Source organism: Pseudomonas sp. EL_65y_Pfl1_R83 (assembly GCF_963970695.1).
Lineage (GTDB): Bacteria > Pseudomonadota > Gammaproteobacteria > Pseudomonadales > Pseudomonadaceae > Aquipseudomonas > Aquipseudomonas tritici.
Window position 1 is genome coordinate 1 of record NZ_CAXAQI010000228.1, and the last position, 532, is coordinate 532.

Consider the following 532-nt stretch of genomic DNA (forward strand, 5'->3'; position numbering starts at 1 on the left):
CTCGGCCTCGGCAAGGAAGCGCTCGGCGTCCAGCGCCGCCATGCAGCCCGTGCCAGCCGCCGTGACCGCCTGCCGGTACACTTTGTCCATAACGTCGCCGCAGGCGAACACGCCGGGCACGCTGGTGCGCGTCGAGCCCGTCTCGACCCAGATGTAATGATCGGCATCCAGCTTCAAATGCCCGCGGAACAATTCGGTCGCCGGATGATGGCCGATCGCGACGAACCCGCCCTCGGTCTCCAGACGCGACCGCTCGCCCGTCACGGTGTCGATCAGTTCCAGCGCGACGAGCCCGGCAGTGCCGCCACCGTCGACGAATTCGGCGACTTCCTTGTTCCACAGGACCGTGATGCCCTTGTGCGCGAACAGCCGCTCCTGAAGAATCTTCTCGGCGCGGAATGAATCGCGACGATGGATTAGCGTCACGTCGGGCGAATGGTTGGTGAGGTACAGCGCTTCCTCGACCGCAGTGTTTCCACCGCCGATCACCGCAACCTTCTTGCCGCGATAGAAGAAGCCGTCGCACGTCGCG

Annotated in this window: 1 protein-coding gene; it reads right to left on the reverse strand. The window is 64.8% G+C overall.

Going from position 1 to position 532, the window contains the following annotated elements:
* A partial coding sequence (locus tag AACY08_RS28560; RefSeq protein WP_339472452.1) for an NAD(P)/FAD-dependent oxidoreductase occupies nt 1-532 on the reverse strand: 532 nt, incomplete at both ends.